17 protein-coding genes are annotated in these 17,613 nt (G+C 67.3%); 7 read left to right on the forward strand and 10 right to left on the reverse strand.

All coding sequences use genetic code 11. The features are described 5' to 3' along the window. Positions 1-25: 25 nt before the first annotated feature. The 3 genes from A9X04_RS25255 to A9X04_RS25265 all read left to right on the forward strand — a co-directional run bounded on the left by A9X04_RS25255 (position 26) and on the right by A9X04_RS25265 (position 2,607). Positions 26-691, forward strand: coding sequence for a hypothetical protein (locus A9X04_RS25255; RefSeq protein ID WP_067926710.1), 666 nt, complete (start codon positions 26-28; stop codon positions 689-691). Between the two features lie 31 nt (positions 692-722). Next, positions 723-1,568 carry an SAM-dependent methyltransferase gene (locus A9X04_RS25260; protein ID WP_067926664.1) on the forward strand — a complete coding sequence of 282 codons (846 nt, stop codon included), beginning with the start codon at positions 723-725 and terminating at the stop codon, positions 1,566-1,568. Between the two features lie 175 nt (positions 1,569-1,743). Then, positions 1,744-2,607, forward strand: coding sequence for a TIGR03560 family F420-dependent LLM class oxidoreductase (locus A9X04_RS25265; RefSeq protein ID WP_067926667.1), 864 nt, complete (start codon positions 1,744-1,746; stop codon positions 2,605-2,607). On the opposite strand, the gene A9X04_RS25270 is transcribed toward A9X04_RS25265, so the two are convergent. Then, positions 2,565-3,413, reverse strand: a complete 849-nt coding sequence (locus A9X04_RS25270; RefSeq protein WP_067926670.1) for a family 16 glycosylhydrolase — start codon at positions 3,411-3,413, stop codon at positions 2,565-2,567. The two genes, A9X04_RS25265 and A9X04_RS25270, sit on opposite strands and share 43 nt — an antisense overlap. Positions 3,414-4,033: 620 nt before the next feature. Next, positions 4,034-4,663 (reverse strand): cutinase family protein, encoded by a 630-nt coding sequence (locus A9X04_RS25275; protein ID WP_369807517.1) that lies wholly within the window; start codon positions 4,661-4,663, stop codon positions 4,034-4,036. Between the two features lie 169 nt (positions 4,664-4,832). Between A9X04_RS25275 and A9X04_RS25280 the strand changes: the two genes are divergently transcribed. Continuing rightward, positions 4,833-5,495 carry a class I SAM-dependent methyltransferase gene (locus A9X04_RS25280; protein ID WP_067926677.1) on the forward strand — a complete coding sequence of 221 codons (663 nt, stop codon included), beginning with the start codon at positions 4,833-4,835 and terminating at the stop codon, positions 5,493-5,495. 9 nt (positions 5,496-5,504) lie between these two features. On the opposite strand, the gene A9X04_RS25285 is transcribed toward A9X04_RS25280, so the two are convergent. Genes A9X04_RS25285 through A9X04_RS25295 form a run of 3 tightly spaced genes read right to left on the reverse strand, consistent with a single transcriptional unit; the run spans position 5,505 to position 8,579 of the window. Further along, complete coding sequence (locus A9X04_RS25285) at positions 5,505-6,581, reverse strand: prenyltransferase (RefSeq protein WP_067926713.1); 1,077 nt, start codon at positions 6,579-6,581, stop codon at positions 5,505-5,507. Then, on the reverse strand, positions 6,568-7,326 hold the full coding sequence (locus A9X04_RS25290; RefSeq protein WP_067926680.1) for a class I SAM-dependent methyltransferase: 759 nt from the start codon (positions 7,324-7,326) through the stop codon (positions 6,568-6,570). The genes A9X04_RS25285 and A9X04_RS25290 overlap by 14 nt, the downstream gene beginning before the upstream one ends. Further along, positions 7,320-8,579 (reverse strand): glycosyltransferase family 4 protein, encoded by a 1,260-nt coding sequence (locus A9X04_RS25295; RefSeq protein ID WP_067926682.1) that lies wholly within the window; start codon positions 8,577-8,579, stop codon positions 7,320-7,322. The genes A9X04_RS25290 and A9X04_RS25295 overlap by 7 nt, the downstream gene beginning before the upstream one ends. Before the next feature lie 361 nt (positions 8,580-8,940). Between A9X04_RS25295 and A9X04_RS25300 the strand changes: the two genes are divergently transcribed. Further along, positions 8,941-9,747 (forward strand): DUF1906 domain-containing protein, encoded by an 807-nt coding sequence (locus A9X04_RS25300; RefSeq protein ID WP_067926685.1) that lies wholly within the window; start codon positions 8,941-8,943, stop codon positions 9,745-9,747. Positions 9,748-9,816: 69 nt separating this feature from the next. On the opposite strand, the gene katG is transcribed toward A9X04_RS25300, so the two are convergent. From katG to A9X04_RS25315, 3 genes are all read right to left on the reverse strand, one after another. Beyond that, positions 9,817-12,057, reverse strand: coding sequence for a catalase/peroxidase HPI (katG, locus tag A9X04_RS25305; RefSeq protein ID WP_067926688.1), 2,241 nt, complete (start codon positions 12,055-12,057; stop codon positions 9,817-9,819). A 34-nt stretch (positions 12,058-12,091) separates the two neighbouring features. Next, the gene (locus A9X04_RS25310) at positions 12,092-12,532 is read right to left on the reverse strand and encodes a Fur family transcriptional regulator (protein WP_082972763.1); all 441 of its coding nucleotides are present in this window, start codon (positions 12,530-12,532) and stop codon (positions 12,092-12,094) included. Between the two features lie 95 nt (positions 12,533-12,627). After that, on the reverse strand, positions 12,628-13,890 hold the full coding sequence (locus A9X04_RS25315) for an Ig-like domain-containing protein (protein ID WP_067926716.1): 1,263 nt from the start codon (positions 13,888-13,890) through the stop codon (positions 12,628-12,630). 133 nt (positions 13,891-14,023) lie between these two features. Between A9X04_RS25315 and A9X04_RS25320 the strand changes: the two genes are divergently transcribed. Together A9X04_RS25320 and A9X04_RS25325 are read left to right on the forward strand one after the other, a co-directional pair. Continuing rightward, complete coding sequence (locus tag A9X04_RS25320; RefSeq protein ID WP_067926718.1) at positions 14,024-14,839, forward strand: hypothetical protein; 816 nt, start codon at positions 14,024-14,026, stop codon at positions 14,837-14,839. Between the two features lie 59 nt (positions 14,840-14,898). Then, positions 14,899-16,410 (forward strand): FAD-dependent oxidoreductase, encoded by a 1,512-nt coding sequence (locus A9X04_RS25325; RefSeq protein WP_067926693.1) that lies wholly within the window; start codon positions 14,899-14,901, stop codon positions 16,408-16,410. Positions 16,411-16,416: 6 nt separating this feature from the next. On the opposite strand, the gene A9X04_RS25330 is transcribed toward A9X04_RS25325, so the two are convergent. Both A9X04_RS25330 and A9X04_RS25335 read right to left on the reverse strand, forming a co-directional pair. After that, positions 16,417-16,965, reverse strand: coding sequence for a tat pathway signal sequence (locus A9X04_RS25330; protein WP_067926696.1), 549 nt, complete (start codon positions 16,963-16,965; stop codon positions 16,417-16,419). 24 nt (positions 16,966-16,989) lie between these two features. Continuing rightward, on the reverse strand, positions 16,990-17,613 hold a 624-nt coding region (locus A9X04_RS25335), incomplete at its 5' end, for a bifunctional 2-polyprenyl-6-hydroxyphenol methylase/3-demethylubiquinol 3-O-methyltransferase UbiG (protein WP_156764530.1).

Below are 17,613 nucleotides of genomic sequence, written 5' to 3' on the forward strand. Positions count from 1 at the left end.
CCCGGAGGTGGATTCGATGAAGGCGATGCCACAACTTGTCCTGGCGCCGGTCGCGGTGGTGGCGTTGACCGTGTCCGCGCAGCCCGGTGTCGCAATCGCCGATCCGCCGCCGACGCAGGTGATCACCACGGTGGCCGTCGGCCCCGCCGGCCAACCGATCAACGGCTACAAGGAGTCGCCTCCGGAGGGCAACGTCGTCGTTGTCGACGACTGCAGCACCGCGTCGCCGTCGGCGGTGGCCGACGACGTCTATTACTGCTCGCCCAGCGCGGCCGGCGCGGGCACCTGCTGGCCGTCAACACCCGGATCGCTGTTGTGCGTGGACGATCCCTGGCAGCAGCGTCTGCATCGGGTCAGCTACGGCGGCCCGCTTCCGCCCGTGCGCCCGAGCGCGACGCCGGACCCGTTCGCGCTGACCCTGGACGACGGAACCCACTGCCTACTGCGCAACGGCGGCGCATGGGGCGGACGCGCCGATGGCTACGTCGGCGTTTACGGCTGCGGCGACCCGCACGCCAACCTCGCGGTGCTGTGGCTGCCCAGCCAGGGCGCCGGGAGCTGCATTGACCGCTCATCGGCGGTGTGGACGGTCAAGGTCGGTCAACTCGGCGCACCGAACGCCGCGCTGCCGCCACCGCAGACCCGAGCGGTGGCCGGCGCCTGGCTCGCGGGGGGCAAGGCCGGCCAGTAAAACCGGCGGCGACGCTGCTATAACGCAACGTATGTCGAGCCCCGAGCACACGATCACCCACGTTTCCGATACCGCCCGATGGACCGCCCTGCACCGGGCAACCGAATCCGCCCGGCCCGATGCACTGTTCAACGACCCGCTCGCCGACCGGTTGGCCGGTGAACACGGTCGCGAAATCGTCGCCAAGGTCCCGCGGTCGACCCGCAACGGTTGGTGGCTCGTCGCGCGGACCAAACTCATCGACGACGCCATCGCGCAAGCGATCAGCGACGGCTGCGACCGAGTGCTGAACCTGGCGGCTGGTTTGGACACCCGGCCCTATCGGCTGGACCTCCCGGCCGAACTCACGTGGGTGGAGGCGGATCTGCCGAAGTTGCTCGCGGAGAAGACGCAGCTACTCGCCGACGAGGCGCCGCGGTGCCGGCTGATCCGTGTCGCTGTCGATCTGGCCGACCCCGCCGCCCTCGACGCCTTCCTCGACGAGGCCCTGCGCGGCGCCGCCAGGGCGCTGGTACTGACCGAGGGCCTGTTGATGTATCTCGCGGACGGCGACGTCGCGGCGCTGTCGGCGGCCATTACGCGGCCCGAGGTCGCCTGGTGGATGCTCGACTTCGCCGGGCCGGGCCTGAAGAAGATGATGAACAAGAAAATGGCGGGCATGTTGCAAAACGCCCCGTTCAAGTTCGCACCCGAAAACGGGTTGGCGTATTTCGAAGATTTGGGCTGGCGCACCGTCGAGGTGGAGGCGCTATATGCGGCCGCCCACCGGTTTCACCGCCTGCCGGTGTGGATGCGCCCGTTGGCCTGGCTGCCCCAGCCGGATCCGCGTCACCCGGGCGGCAGAGTGTGGAGCGCGGTGGCCCTGCTTACCCATTGAGCCGGGCATAAAGGAACCAGTTGGCCACCGGCACAACTGATTTGCGTCTGCTAGCGCTCGTGTCGCACTTGCCTACGGTTAATGCGGCAGGTCTGACACCTTACGCCCGCACGACAATTCGGGGATCTGGCCCTTTGCGCCTGCGGCAGCGCGGCGCCGGTCTTAATATCGCCGCATGCGCATCACGGTCAAATTCGACCTGGGTTTCAAATATCCCGAACTCGAGCAGTTGTGGCGCATCGCCGACAACCTCGGTTTTGACACGGTATGGGATTACGACCATTTTTACGGGCCGATGGAACACACCGACCCCACCTTCGAGGGATGGACCGCGCTGGCCGCTATGGCCGTGGTGACCCGACAGGCGCGCATCGGTTGCCTGGTACCCGGTGTCACGTACCGGAACCCCGCGATCCTCGCCAAGATGGCGGTCACCGTCGACCACATCTCCGGCGGGCGGCTCAACTTCGGGATCGGCGCCGGATGGCACGAGGCCGAACATCGCGGCTATGGGATCGCGTTCCCCGGCCCGGGCACCCGCGTCGCGATGGTCGACGAGGCGCTGACCGTGATCCGTCGGCTCTGGGCCGAGGAATCGGTGACCTTCAAGGGGAGGTTCTTCACCCTCCAAGACGCGCTCTGCGAACCGAAGCCCCTGCAGCGCCCGCACCCGCCGATCGTGATCGGCGGCACGGAACCGAAGATGTTGAGCGTCATCGCACGTCACGCGGACATGTGGAACATGCCGGGACACGAGGGGCCAGAACGATGGGGCGCAGTCAACGGCCGGCTCTCTGAGGCGTGTGTCGTCGTGGGACGCGACCCGGGCGAGATCGAGCGCTCCGCACAGGTGTCACTACACCCGGCGGAACCCGGTCAGGTGGACGAGCAACTCGCGCTGTTGCCCGAATTCGAGCAACTCGGCTGCGAGCACATGGTGCTGGCGTTCCGGGAGGCGCCAACGACGGCACTGCTCGAACGCTGCCGGGCCCTCGACTACCAGACCCGAATCCAGTCGACCAGCATGCTGGCGGGATAGCTTCCGGGCCCGGGGTCGCCGCCGCCGGAGCCCGCCACCGCGAGGTTGAACACCGGATAGACGGTGTAGCCCGGCGCGTTGAAGGGCCAATCGGGCAGCGCGCTCGCCGGTACGTCGAAGTACGGCTGGGCCCCGTCGGCGTAGTCCTTCCAGAATCGGATTCCGGCCTCGTCCCACTGGGTGCGCCAGGTGTGCCAGGCGCTGTCCACCGCGATGTTGTGGGTCTTCCACTCGCCGCCGTTGGCTTTCGCGTGGACCGTGGTGGCCGAGGGCCAGCTGCCGTTGCCGTACCACTCCATCACGTCGATCTCGCCCTGGTCATCATTACCCAGCCAGTAGGCCGGCCAGGCGCCGGCGGTCAGGCAGTTGAGTTTGATGCGAGCTTCCCAGGTGTGGCCGACTCCGCCGCGCCAGAGGCTCTGCACCTTGCCGCTGTAGTAGGTGGGCCCGTCCTTGGCGGCGAGCAGCACGAGGTTGGAGTTGCCGTCGAGGAAGACGTTGCGCCGGTCGTCGCGGTATTGCCCGATGTGGTCGGGCTGTTCCCAGTACGTCGGGTCTTTGATCGTCTCGCGGGCCTTCGCCACCGTCCACTTCGAGGCGTCGGGTGCCGAGCCCGCGGGACCGTCGAACTCGTCGTGAAAGACGTAGGTGCCGGTTTGGCCGCTGGGCGCCGCGGGAGCGGGCGGGCGGTCCGCGGGCGAATCCCGTCCCGAGGGTTGGGCCAGGGCTTGCGGCGCAGGCAGCGCGGCTGCCAGCACGCCGATCCCGGTCGTCAAAATCATGCGTCGGCGATCCATCTTGGGCATACGCAAGGGACCATAGCAGCCGCCGGCGTACGGAGCCGAAACACAGAAATGTGTCGGTGGTCGCCGCTACCGTTTCGGATACCCGGCGGGCCAGCACGGACGCCGGCACGGCGGTGGTTGAACGATTAGTCGAAATTCATGGCTAATTCTCAACTTCACGGGTGGTTTGGTCTCAGGATCGGCCGGGCATTCTGAGATCACAAGCCGATAACCACCGGGTGTAGCTAATGCGGGTTGTACTGAGAGGAGTTAACGATCGTGGCTAATACAACGGGAGCGACGGTTATTTTCCTTCAGTCCCATCCGTTATGGACCGCGGCTCAGCGGCATGAGCGCGAACGTCGTGACGCGATGCGCCGTCACCCGGCTTTCCGCGCCCGGCAGCACGCCGCGATTCCCGGTGGCGAGGTCATTCCGCTCATCCGCGACTTCAAGCTGTACTCGAGCACCAACACTCCGGCCTGAATATTCGCACGTAATAGTGCAAAATTGCGTATAGCGCGCCCGTTGGCCACCCGAGTGACCAGACGGTTGATCATTTCCCTGATTCGCGAATCCGATAGCGCCGGCGCTATCAAATCTGAGGGTCGCCTATTGGCCGGGAGCGACTCTCCCGCGTCTCAGAGCTTGCCGGCGACGAAGTCGGCGGCCTGGTTGGCCATGCCGGCATCGATGTAGGCACCGGCAAGGTGTTGCGGCCAGTTCGCCTTCCAGGTGTTCGGGTCCGCCGGGTTGCAGATGGGATCGGCGCCGTGGCACAACTCGATGGTCCGGTCGTTGTAGATCGGGCTGAAGTTGGTGATCGGCCCCACCCACTGGCTTCCGTTGCCGAACAACGCCACGGCCGCGATGTGCTGATCGGCGCCCGGCGGCAATGGGCTGTCGAATCCGAACGCACCAATGGGCGCCGCGAGCACAACGTCGGTGACGGCCGCCCCCAGCGAGTAACCGCCCAGCACCAGTCGGGTATTGGGGCAATTGGTGATCATGTCCTGAACATGGCGGCTCATGTCGTTGGCACCCTGAGCAACCTCGGTGTCGGCCGGGTAATTGACGGCATACACGCCGATGTTCTTGTTGACCTTGGATCGCAGCGCGCTGATGAACGCGTTGCCCAGCGCTCCCGGTCCGGGCGATTCCATTCGGCCGCGGGCGAACACCACCTGCACCGGGGGGCAGCTGGCCGCGGCGGCGCTCGGGATGCCGGACGACGGCACCGCGGCGGGCAATACCAGCCCGCCCACGGTCAGGACCACGGCGAGGACAGCAGCAACACAGCTACGAACGGGCGAGGGGCGGCGCACAGCATGATGGTAAAGCGGTCCCGCCCCGGCCGCTGGACTTACGTTTTGTGAACACTCCTGATCGCCACCACGACCACCGCGCCGGCGCTGTCGCCGGAAACGATAGGTTCATCTGATGAGTCACGTCGATGCGAGCGCACCCGAGCGCTTGTTTGCGTTGGCCGAGCAGGTGCGGGGTTTCCTGCCCGCCGACGAGGGCCGCGCGCTCTACGACGCCGCCCTGCGATATCTCGGCAACGGCGTCGGCGTCGAGATCGGCACGTACTGCGGCAAATCCACCCTGTTGCTGGGTGCGGCGGCCCAGCAGACGGGCGGCGTGCTGTACACGATCGACCACCACCACGGCTCCGAAGAGCACCAGCCCGGTTGGGAGTACCACGACGCCTCACTCGTCGACGAGGTCACGGGGCTGTTCGACACGCTGCCGACATTCCGCCGCACGCTCGATGCCGCGGGGCTTGCCGACCACGTCGTCGCCGTCGTGGGCAAGTCGCCGGTCGTGGCCGCCGGCTGGCGGTCGCCGCTGCAGTTCTTGTTCATCGACGGCGGCCACAGCGAGGCCGCCGCCAACCAAGATTTCGATGGTTGGGCGACGTGGGTGGCCGTCGGCGGTGGACTGGCCATCCACGACGTGTTCCCCGACCCAAAGGATGGCGGCCGGCCACCGTATTACATCTACTGTCGCGCAATCGATTCCGGTCAGTTCCGCGAGGTTTCGGCCACCGGGTCGCTGCGGGTGCTCGAACGCGTCAGCGGGCGGCCGGGCGAAGCGATCTAGAGTCGACCGTCACCGACCCGGGCCGGCGCCGACGCATTCGCAGTCGAAGTCCGTCTGCAAGCCCATCGGCAGTCGGTGGCCGCGGAAGATTCCGGCGCCCGCCGTGGTGTCCGAGAGCGCGTCCGCGGCCAGGATCATCGCCGCGCCCGTCCACGTGGTGCGCTCCTCGGGCCACCGCTTGCCGTCCGCGAAAACCAGCCCCGTCCAGTAGGAGCCGTCTTGTTCGCGCAGATGCTGCATCGCGCCGAACTGCCGGTGCGCCGCCGACCGCTGGCCGATGGCATCGAGCGCCATGACCAATTCGCATGTCTCGGCGCCGGTAACCCAGGGTCTGTCGACCACGCACCGAATGCCGAGGCCGCCGACCACGAAGTCGTCCCACCGCTGCTTGATCCGCGCGGCCGCCTGCGGCCCCCGCAAGGCGCTACCGAGGATGGGGTAGTACCAGTCCATCGAGTAGCGGTCTTTTTCGGTGAACACCTCCGGGTGAGCGGCGATCGCGTGACCGAGGCGGCCCAGGGCCAGTTCCCACTCCGGCTGCGGCTCGCCGACCAGGGCGGCGAGCGCCAGGGCGCACCGGATGCTGTGGAAAACGCTCGCGCAGCCGGTCAACAACGCTTCCTGCAGGGGACCGGCTTCGCTTCGGGCCCAACAGATCTCGCCATAGCCGACCTGCAGATCGATGACGAAGTCAATGGCCTTCTGCACGACCGGCCACATCTGAGTGGCAAAGCGCTGGTCGCCCGTGACCAGCACGTGGTGCCAGACACCGGTAGCGATGTAGGCGCAGAAGTTGCTGTCGCTGTTGGCGTCCTCGACGACCCCCGCGCGCAGCTGGATGGGCCAGGAGCCGTCGGCGCGCTGCGTGCGGCGGCTCCATTCGAACGCGGCGCGCGCCGGTTCCAGCAACCCGGCGGCGGTGAGCGCCATCGCACACTCGACGTGATCCCACGGATCGGTGTGACCGCCCTCAGACCAGGGGATGGCTCCCGAGGGCTCTTGGAGGGCTGCGATTGACGCCGCGGTTTGACGGCACTGCTCGGGACTGAGGACGCCCCGGACCGATGGGGGATTAGACCGATGCAACTGCACATCCCACGGTCGCTGGGCTTTCGGCCGCCGGCTGTTTGACGAAGTACATCGCCACGCTCTTGCCGACCAGGGGATTGAGTAGCGATTCCGCCAGCTGCGTGATCTTCGGCCGCTGCATCAGGTCCCACACCAGGAGTTTGTGGTACGCGGACACGGCGCGGTGGTCGGTGTTTGACACGCCCACAGCGCATTTCAGCCACCAGAAGGGGGAGTGCAGCGCGTGGGCGTGGTGGGCGTGCGTCAATTGCATGCCACCGTCGACGATTTTGTCGCGTAGTTCGCTGGCCCGGTAGATGCGGACGTGGCCGCCCTCATTGCTGTGGTATTCGTCGGACAGCAGCCAACACACCCGCTCCGGCAGCCAGCGCGGCACACTGACCGCCAGGGTGCCGCCGACTTTGAGCACCCTGATCAGTTCGGCGATGGCGGCGTCGTCGCGCGGAATGTGCTCGAGGATCTCCGATGCGATCACGCAGTCGAACGTCTCGTCGGCGTACGGCAATTTCAGCGCATCACCGAGCACCGCCTTCGCCGACGCCCCGGCGGGCGCCTCGCAGGCTTCCGCCATCGCGCGCAGAATGGTGTCGACCGAACGCAATTCGTCCGCGTCGCGGTCGAACGCGACCACGTCCGCGCCGCGCCGATACGCCTCGAAGGCGTGCCGGCCGGCCCCGCACCCGACGTCGATGACCTTGGTCGCGGGCCCGACCCGCAGCCGGTCGAAATCGACGGTCAGCATGGCGCTTCGCCTTCAGCCGCGGCCGTGTTGCGTGCGATCGCCCGCTCGTACACCCGGACGGTTTGAGCGGCCACCGCCTCCCAGCTGAACACGTCGACCGCACGGGTTCGTCCCGCCTTACCCAGACTCCGCCGCTTCTCCGGCGAGTCCAGCAGGTCACCGAGCGCGCGGGTGAGCGCGTCGACGTCGGCCGGTGGCACCAGTTCGGCGCACGCACCGTCGGCGCCGAGGACTTCAGGCAGGGCGCCCACCCGGCTGGCCACGATCGGCGTGCCGCTGGACATGGCCTCCACCGCGGGCAGCGAAAACCCTTCGTAGAGCGAGGGAATGCAGGCGACTTCGGCCGACGCGAACAGCGCGGCAAGCTCGGCGTCGGAAAGCCCACTGGTGATGTGGACGATGTCGGAGATGCCGAGCTCGGCGATGAGTTTATGGGTCGGGCCGTTGGGTTCGACCTTCGCAACCAGCCGCAGCTCGAGATCCCTGATCGTGCGCAGCCGCGCGACCGCCTGCAGTAGGGTGCGCACACCCTTGAGCGGGGTATCCGCGCTGGCGATGGCGATGACCCGCCCGGGATGCCGGGGCTGCGACCCCGGCTTGAACAGTTCGGTGTTCACACCCAGCGGCACCACGTGCAGCTGCTCCGGCGAGACCCCGAAGTCGCTGACGATGTCCGCCGCCGACGACGACGAAACGGTCAGCAGGTCCGGGATCTGGCGCGCCACCTGCTGCTGCATCCCCAGGAACCCATACCATCGCTGCACCAACGGTTTTCGCCACCAACGCGCCGCGGCCAGATCGAGCACCCGGTCACGGGTGATGGGATGGTGCACCGTCGCCACCACCGGCAGTCCCGCGCCGGCGATCCTGAGCAGCCCGGTGCCCAGGCTCTGGTTGTCGTGCACGACGTCGAAATCGGCCGCCCGGCCAGCCAGTAACCGCGCGGCGCGCATGGTGAATGTCCGCGGTTCGGGGAACCCCGCGGTCCACGTGGTGAGCAGTTCCAACAGGTCGATCGAGTCGCGAATCTCGCTGGGCCGCGGCACGCGGAACGGGTCGGGTTCGCGGTAGAGATCCAGGCTCGGCACTTTGGTCAGCCGCACCCGCGGGTCGAGCAGGTCGGGATAAGGCTGACCGGAGAACACCTCGACGTCATGACCGAGTTCCACCAGACCGTGGCTGAGATGGCGCACGTAGACGCCCTGTCCGCCGCAATGGGTTTTACTACGGTAGGACAGCAGGGCAATTCGCATACTCAACTCTTCTTTGCTGGTGAATGACCGCGGAACAACGCCGAACCCATCGCGGTCAACGGACTCCCGAGCTCCGTGACAGCAAACTGGACATGTGTCCAGACTATAGTTCGATTACCTAATCGAGCGCAACGAGCTCGCACGTCACCGGCTGCCGCGTAATCGCTCTGACGGAAATCCGGCACGCAAAAGATCATGCCACCCGGCCCCGAAGGGGATTGACCCGTTCGCCCCGCCTCCCGCGCACACAGCCCGATGCGCACTACCGAGCCATGGACTGTACGACCGCTTCAGGGGAGCCGCGCCGCCCGCTTCACGGCGTCCTAGCCCCGTTTTCGAGCCGTTTGTTAGCATCACGCCCGTGCAGGATTCGGCCGCACCGGGCGAATGCGGCGCGCGACGATCGGTATCGCGGCGCGACGTATTCAAGTTCGCCGCCGCACCGGTGCTGCTCGGTCTGAGCGCGGCGGCCGCGCCCCTCAACGACCGGAAGGCCTTCGCCGCCGACATGCGGCTGATCGATTTCGCCGAGCGCAGGATTTCGCCGGACGAGATCAAGTCGGCGGGCTATGACGGCGTGGTGAACTACGTGTCGGAGTCGCGGCCGGGAGCCAATTTCGAGGCAAAACCGCTCACCCGCGGGTACGCCGACGCGCTGCGCGGGGCGGGCCTGCACATCGTCAGCAACTTTCAGTACGGCAAACCCGGCTGGCCGGACCCGTCGGATTACACCCGCGGCTTCGACGGCGGTGTGGCGGATGCCCAGACGGCCCAACGGTTGCACGGCGCGGCCGGGGGCCCGGGGTCTGCCCCGATCTTCTTCAGCGTCGACGACGACATCGACGAGAACACCTGGAACAGCGTTGCCGTCCAATGGTTTCGGGGGATCAACTCCGCATTGGGCGTGGGCCGCACCGGCATCTACGGGCATGCCAACGCGTGCGGCTGGGCGATCCGGGACGGCGTCATCGGAAACTCGACGACCGCGGGCCGCAGCTGGGCGTGGCAGACGAAATCGTGGTCGCACGGCTCGCGGGAACCCGCAGCGGTGCTGTATCAGGCCGTGGTGAACAGCCCGTCGAACCCGAGTCCGCTCCTCGGCGGCATCAACGTCGACATCGACGACGTGCTCGCGCCGGACTTCGGCCAGTGGGATCTCGCGCGCTGAGCGAGCCGCTGACGACGCACGACGCCCCGCGAGCCGAAAACCCGCGGGGCGTCGCGTCGTATCCGTGCGTTACTTGAGGTCGAACCGGTCGGCGTTCATGACCTTGACCCAGGCGGCGACGAAGTCCTCGACGAACTTGCCCTCGTTGTCGTCCTGGGCATAGACCTCGGAAAGGGCACGCAACACCGAGTTCGACCCGAACACCAGGTCGTTCGCGGTGGCCGTCCACTTCAGCTGGCCCGACTTGCGGTCGACCACCTCGTAGACGTTCTCCGCCGACTCCGACGTCTTCCACGCGTTGTCCATGTCGACCAGGTTGACGAAGAAGTCGTTCGTCAGGACGCCGGGCCGGTCGGTGAACACGCCGTGCTTGCTCCCGCCGTGGTTGGCATTGAGCGCGCGCAGGCCACCGACGAGCACGGTCATCTCCGGACCGGTCACCCCCAGCAGGTAGGCCCGCTCGTGCAGCAACTGCTCCAGCGGCGCCTTCTCGCCGGCGCGGATGTAGTTGCGGAACCCGTCGGCCCGCGGTTCGAGCACCGCGAACGACTCCACATCGGTGTTCTCCTGCGAGGCGTCGGCGCGCCCGGGCGCGAAGTGCACCGAGATCTCGTAGCCGGCGTCCTTGGCCGCATTCTCGACCGCCGCGGATCCGGCCAGCACGATCAGGTCGGCCAGCGAGATCTTCTTGCCGCCCGACGCGGACGCGTTGAAGTCCTGCTGGATCTTCTCCAGCACGGGCAGGACCTTGTCCAGCTCGGAGGGCTCGTTGACCTCCCAGCTGCGCTGCGGCTCCAGGCGCAGCCGCGCCCCGTTGGCGCCGCCCCGCTTGTCGGTGCGCCGGAAGCTGGACGCCGCGGACCAGGCGGTCTTGACCAGCTGCGGAACCGACAGGCCCGAGTCGAGCACCTTTTGCTTCAGCGCCGCGACGTCCTTGTCGTCGACCAGCTCGTGGTCGACCGGCGGGACCGGGTCCTGCCACAGCTGCGGCTCGGCAACCCACGGCCCGAGGTAGCGGCTGACCGGTCCCATGTCGCGGTGCAGCAGCTTGTACCAGGCCTTGGCGAACGCATCGGCGAGCTCCTCGGGGTGGTCCAGCCAGCGCCGGGTGATGTCGCGATAGATCGGGGACTCGCGCATCGAGATGTCGGTGACCAGCATCGTCGGCGCGCGGCCCGGGCCGCCGAACGGATCGGGGATGGTGCCCGCGCCGGCGCCGTCCTTGGCGACGAACTGCCAGGCATCGCCGGGGCTCTTGGTGAGCTCCCATTCGTAGCCGTAGAGGGTCTCCAGGAAGGTGTTGTCCCACTTGGTCGGGGTGGGCGTCCAGACGACCTCCAGGCCGCTGGTGATGGCGTCCTTGCCGACGCCGGTGCCATACGAGCTCTTCCAGCCCAGCCCCTGCTGTTCGATCGGGGCGGCCTCGGGCTCGGGGCCGACCAGATCGCCGCTGCCGGCGCCGTGGGTCTTGCCGAAGCTGTGCCCACCGACGATCAATGCGGCGGTCTCCTCGTCGTTCATCGCCATCCGGCCGAACGTTTCGCGGATGTCGATCGCGGCGGCGACGGGATCCGGCTTACCCTCGGGGCCCTCGGGATTCACATAGATCAGGCCCATCGTGGTGGCCCCGTAAGGCTGGGCGAGGTCCCGCTTGCCCGAGTAGCGCTTGTCGGTGCCCAACCAGGTGTCCTCTTCGCCCCAGAGAACCTCCTCGGGCTCCCAGACGTCCTCACGGCCGAAGCCGAAGCCGAAGGTCTTGAATCCCATCGACTCCAGGGCGCAGTTGCCGGCGAAGATGATCAGGTCGGCCCAGGAGATCTTGTTGCCGTACTTCTTCTTGACCGGCCACAGCAACCGGCGGGCCTTGTCCAGGCTCACGTTGTCCGGCCAGCTGTTCAGCGGGGCGAACCGCTGCATGCCCTGGCCGCCGCCGCCGCGCCCGTCGTGAATGCGGTAGGTGCCCGCGGCGTGCCAGCTCATCCGGATGAACAGGCCTCCGTAGTGCCCGTAGTCTGCGGGCCACCAATCCTGGGAGTTGGTCATCACCGAGATCACGTCCGCCTTGAGCGCTTCGACGTCGAGCTTGGCGAACTCCGCGGCGTAGTCGAAGTCGTCGCCGAGCGGGTTGGCCTGCGCGGAGTGCGGGTGCAGCGTCGACACGTCGATCTGGTCGGGCCACCAATCCCGGTTCGTCAGCGGCGCATTCGATTTCGGCTTGGGGGAGGCGATTGCGGGGTTTTCGCTCTCGCTGGTGCTGGCCGTCTTGCTGTCCTCGTGGGGCGGCCGGCCTTGGGAGATATCGCTGGACACAGCATTCCTTTCTTAGGGGTGATTGGGCTGCGAGCTAGGAACCTGCGGTCGAACAGTCGGGGCACACGCCCCAATAGATGACCTCGGCCTCGTCGAGGACGAAGCCGTCGAGAATTTCGTTCTCGTCTGACGGGGTGAGGCAAGGGGCGGCACCCACCGCGCAGTCGATGTCGGCGATCACGCCACAGGATCGGCACACGACATGGTGGTGGTTGTCGCCGACCCGCGACTCGTAACGGGCGACCGATCCGGAGGGCTGGATCCGGCGGACCAAACCCACCGTGCTCAGCGCGTTGAGGACGTCGTATACGGCCTGGCGGGAGACCTCGGGCAGGCCGACGCGCACCGCCGAGAAGATGGTCTCGGTGTCGGCGTGGGGGTGGGCGTCCACCGCCTCCAATACCGCGACCCGGGGGCGGGTCACTCGCAGATCGGCCATCCGCAGTCGTTCCGCGTAATCGGCCGTCGATGACACCGCACCAATATGACGCACTTATCTGGAACGAGTCAAGAGTTTACTGTGAAGTGGAGCACAACTATGGATGACGAATGGGCTCCGTCACGCCACACTCATGTCGGCTTCAGGGCGCTGCCTTTGCGCCAGTCGTCCCAGCTGATCGTCCAGTCGCCGTTCTGCGCCAGCGTCAACGGCGGGCCGCCGCTGTTGCGAACCTCGACCACATCGCCGGGCACCGAGAAGTCGTAGAACCACTTCGCGTTGTCGGCGTTGAGGTTCAGGCATCCGTGCGACGTGTCCTGATGCCCCTGAGCCCACACCGTGGCGTCGAGCTCATGCAGGTAAATGCCGTCGGTGCTGATCCGGGTGGCGTAGTTGATGGTTTCGCGGTAACCCAGGCGCGAGTTCTTGGGCAGACCGAATGTCGAGGAGTCCATGACGACGGGGTTGCCCTTGTCGAGGACGGTGTAGACACCCGGCGGCGTCCACAGCGAGATGCTCTTTCCGCCGACGTTTTCGGTGCCGCCCATACCCATCGAGGTGGGCATGGTCCGCATCAACGCGCCGTTGTTGAAGACGCTGACTTGTTTGGTGGCATCGTCGGCGATGGACACGTGCGCGTCGCCGATCCGGAACGACACCTTGGTATCGTCTTGCCCGAATAGGCCGTTGCCCAGGGCGATTCCGTAGATCTTGGCCTCGGCCGTGACGGCCGTTCCCGGCGCGTAGTAGTGCTCGGCCCGCCAGTGCGCGGTTTGGCCGTCGACCCAGAACCACGAGCCCTGCACCTTGGGGTCGGTGGTCACGGCCAGCTGCCGTTCGGCGGCGGCCCGGTCGGCGATCTGCTCGTCGAAGTGGGCGACGACCACCGTCCCGACGCCGTACGTCCCGCCCTCTTTGAGCGCAGCCTCCGACGTGGTGGTGAACGAAACCTTCGTCTGGTTGGACGGTTTGAGCGTCGAAAAGGACGAAACCTGGTTCGACGCAAGGCCATTGGGGCCTCGGCTGTTGACCGTCAACGTGTAGGTGCGGCCATAGCCCAGCGGGACCGTGGGCTTCCACACGGTGTTGTCGGGCGTCATCACACCCTGCACCTGCTTGCCGCTCTCGTTGACCATGCTGACGTCGGTGAGCGTCCCCGACTCGGCCTTGACCATCACGGGTGCGAGTGGATCGACGTTGCGCGCATCCGGGCCGGGTGTGATGGTGACTTGTGCCGGTCCTGCGGTTTTCGGCGACGCGTTGCGATGACCGCAAGCCGCAATCACGACGACGCCCGCCACGGCCACGATCACCAGCGCGGCGATCAGCAACCGGCGCGGCCTGCGATCCCAGAGGATCCGGCGGGCGGGCCGATCACTGTTCGTGGGCATCATTGAGCTGTCGGATCCTTGCGTTCTGCTGGTTGCCGGGTTGAAGGCAGCGCCCAGCGGGAAGATGTTGCCCATCAGGTGCCACGGTCGTGCGATTTTTAAACCGGCGCGTGCGGGCGCGGGGATCATGGGGGTCATGGCCGACGACGAACTCGACCGTCTTTATTGGGCGCCGCCGAAGGATTTCGTCGCGGAGCGCACCAAATTGACGGCCGCGGCCAAGCGCCGCGGGGACGAGGCCGCCGCGAAGCGGATCGCCGCGGCCAACAAACCGACCACCGCGGCGTGGGTCGTCAACCGACTCGCACTGCGGCACACCGACTCCGCACAGCGCTTGGGGGGCCTGGGGGACCGGCTGCGCGCCGCGCACGCCGCGATGGACGGCCAACGTATCCGCGACTTGTCCGCCGAGCAACATCGGCTGATCGACGAACTCACGCGGGCAGCACTGCAAGCGGCCGACGTCAGCAACCCGTCCTCCGCCGTGCGCGACGACATCACCAGCACGCTGCAAGCCGCCATCGCCGAACGCGAGGTGAGGGAGCGGCTCGGCCGGCTGGCCCGGCCCGAGCGGTGGTCGGGTTTCGGTGAGTTCGGCGCGGCGGCGCCGGTGGCGGCGACCGCGCGGACAGGAAAGGCGAAGGAGCCGGCGACGCCTCCGCGGCCCGCGAAGCGGCCCGCGCGCGACGCGGCCAGGGGGCGGCGGCTGGAAGAACTGACCGCAGCGGTGACCGCCGCCGAGCACCGGAAGGCCGATGCCGACGCCAGGCTGTCGGAGCGTCGGGCCGAACGGGACGCGTCCCGGCAGCGACGTGAGCAGGCCGTCGCGGCTCTGCGCACGGCCGAACGCGACCTCGAGCGCGCCGAACAAGGCTACGAGCGGGCCAAGGAAGCCAGTCGTGCCGCGGGGGAATCGGTGAAAGCGGCGAGAGCACGGTTGAAGCGGGCGTGACGAGGGCGGCCGGCCCGCGGCGGGGTTTCCCTTGTTCTCGCGAGGGTATTAGCCCACCCGTGACGTCTTTATGGTTGGACAACCGAGCCGAACAGCCTTGGGCCGCAAGCGAGCTTGACAAGGGCCGCCGTTCCGCGGATGTCATCGTCGTCGGCGCCGGCATCACCGGGCTGATGACGGCGGTATTACTGGCCCGCGCGGGCAAGGATGTGCTGGTGCTCGAGGCGCGCACGGTGGGGGCCTGTGCGACGGGAAACACCACCGCAAAGATCAGCCTGCTGCAGGGCACCCACCTGTCGAAGATCCTGCCCAGGCATGGCACGGAACTGGCGCGTGCGTACGTGGAGGGCAACCGCGAGGGCCAGGACTGGGTGGTCAACTACTGCCAATCGCATGACATCGCGGTCCAGCGTGAGGACGCCTACACCTATGCCCAGTCGGCCAAGGGGGTGCCGTCCGCCCGCCTGGAGCTGACGGCGTGCCAGGCGGTTGGGCTGCCCGCGGTCTGGGACGACGACGCGGGGGTCCCGTTCCCGTATCACGGCGGGGTGCGCCTGCCCGACCAGGCGCAATTCGATCCCATGCCGTTCCTGGACGCGCTGGCCGGCGAGCTGCTCGGCCGCGGTGGCCGGCTGGTCGAGCACACGCGGGTCCGGCGGGTGTCAAGCCGCGGGGACCGGGTTCGGGTGCACGTCAACGACGCGGTCCGCCGCGACGCGGAACTCGAAGCCGGCCAGCTGGTTCTCGCGACCGGTATCCCGATCCTGGATCGCGGCGGATATTTCGCGCGCGTGAAGCCGAGCCGGTCCTACTGCTTGGCGTTCAAGGTGCCGGGCAACATCACCCGGCCGATGATGATCTCCACCGATTCGCCGACGCGCTCGGTGCGGTATGCGCCCGTCGCGGACGGGGAGCGGCTGATCGTCGGCGGAGCCGGCCACACCGTAGGCCGCAAGAAGAGCCCCTCGAAAGCCCTCGAGGAACTGGCGTCGTGGGCCCGCCAACACTACCCGGGCGCCGAACAGACACATTACTGGTCGGCGCAGGACTACACCCCCATCGACCAGTTGCCCTACGTCGGACCCATCCTGCCGAATACCCAAACCATCTTCGTGGCAACGGGTTTCAACAAGTGGGGCATGACCAACGGGGCCGCCGCGGCGTTGGCCCTGTCGAGCCGCATCCTGGGCGGACGGATGGACTGGGCCAAAGCCTTCGCCAGCTGGAGCCCGCACGAGCTGACCGGGCTGCCCACCGCCATGCAGTTCAATGCCGAGGTGGGATTCGATCTGGCCAAGGGCTGGATCACCCCCCTGCTGCGCACCGGCCGGCGGAACCCCGGCCCCGACGAGGGCGGCGTGGTGAGCGGGCCGCCGTGGCATCTGGAGGCGCATTGCCGTGTCGATGGCACGGAGCATGTCGTTTCCCCGGTGTGCCCGCACCTCGGCGGGATCGTGAACTGGAACGACGCCGACAAGGCGTGGGAGTGCCCCCTGCACGGGTCGCGGTTCGCGCCGGACGGCACCCTGCTGGAGGGGCCGGCGACCCGCGACCTCACCGCCGCGAGCTGAGCGGCATCACACCTGACGCCACGACGGCTGGGTGGCGTCCATCAGCTGCATGTCGACGGGTCCCATGCCGAAAACGGCGATCACTGCGGGGTCGGGTCGGTCGGCCGGAACGCCATCGTAGTGCGGAGTGCGGGCAACCCGCTTGACGTAACCGCCCGGCCCGACCGGGACAGCGTCCTTGGGTTCAAAACCGTTGCCGCTGTTGACAAACCACGTGCCGGACACCACGACCTGAATCCGGTCGGTCGCATAGGTGTGTGGCGCGCTGAACCAACCCGGATTCCACCTCATCATGACCAGATAGGGTCCCGGCCGGTCGAAGTCGCCGTACAACACGGCCATTTCCCCGCTGCGCGGGGGCAGATTGCCCCAGGGCCGGAAACCAATGTCCTGGTAGGGGAGGACGAACGTCTCGGCGGGGTCGGGGCCGGTCTTCGGCGGCGGCGACAACTGGATGTCTCCCACACCGTCCGCCTTGTCACCGGCCGCCAGCGCCGCCAATAACAGGGGCGTTGCCAGCAGCAACGATCGCCGGTTCGGTTCCATATCACTCATGGGTGCAACGATATTCGACTTTGTTCAGGTCGACTTCTCGTAGACCAGCCAGCGCAACTCGATCGGCGAGCGCTCGCGGTCGACGTCGAACACATCGAGCCCGTTGGCCCATCCCTCGAACCAGCCCGTGGGCGGCCAGCCGCCCTCGGGCAGGTGGGCCTTCTCGTATTCGTAGGCGGAATCGTCGGCAACCAATTCGAAATCAAGACCGTCCGCCGCACCCGCCATCTGGTCGCGGGTGTAGATCATGGTGTTGCACTGCTGGCCGAGTTCCATCGCGACGTTGTCCGGAACATATCCCTCGCACGGCAAGAAGGCGTTGAACACCAGACGCCCGCCGGGCGCCAGACAAGCGGCGGCGAGTTCGAACATGCCCCGCAACTCATGGGTCGTCCGGAAGTCGGGCACCACCTCGGAGAGCACCATCAGCTGGTATTCCTCGTGGACGCTTTCCATCGCGGTGAAGACATCGCTCTGAATCACCCGCACTGCCAGCGCTTCGCGCTCCGCCTCCGATTGCATGACATCGGCAAGCTTCGACGCCATTTCGACCGCGTCCACCGGGTGGCCGCGACGGGCGAGGGCCAAAGCGTTGCGCCCGGTTCCCGCACCCACGTCCAGCACGCGGTAGGTCGTCGGATCAGGTGC

Source organism: Mycobacterium sp. E3247 (assembly GCF_001667785.1).
Taxonomy (GTDB): Bacteria; Actinomycetota; Actinomycetes; order Mycobacteriales; family Mycobacteriaceae; genus Mycobacterium.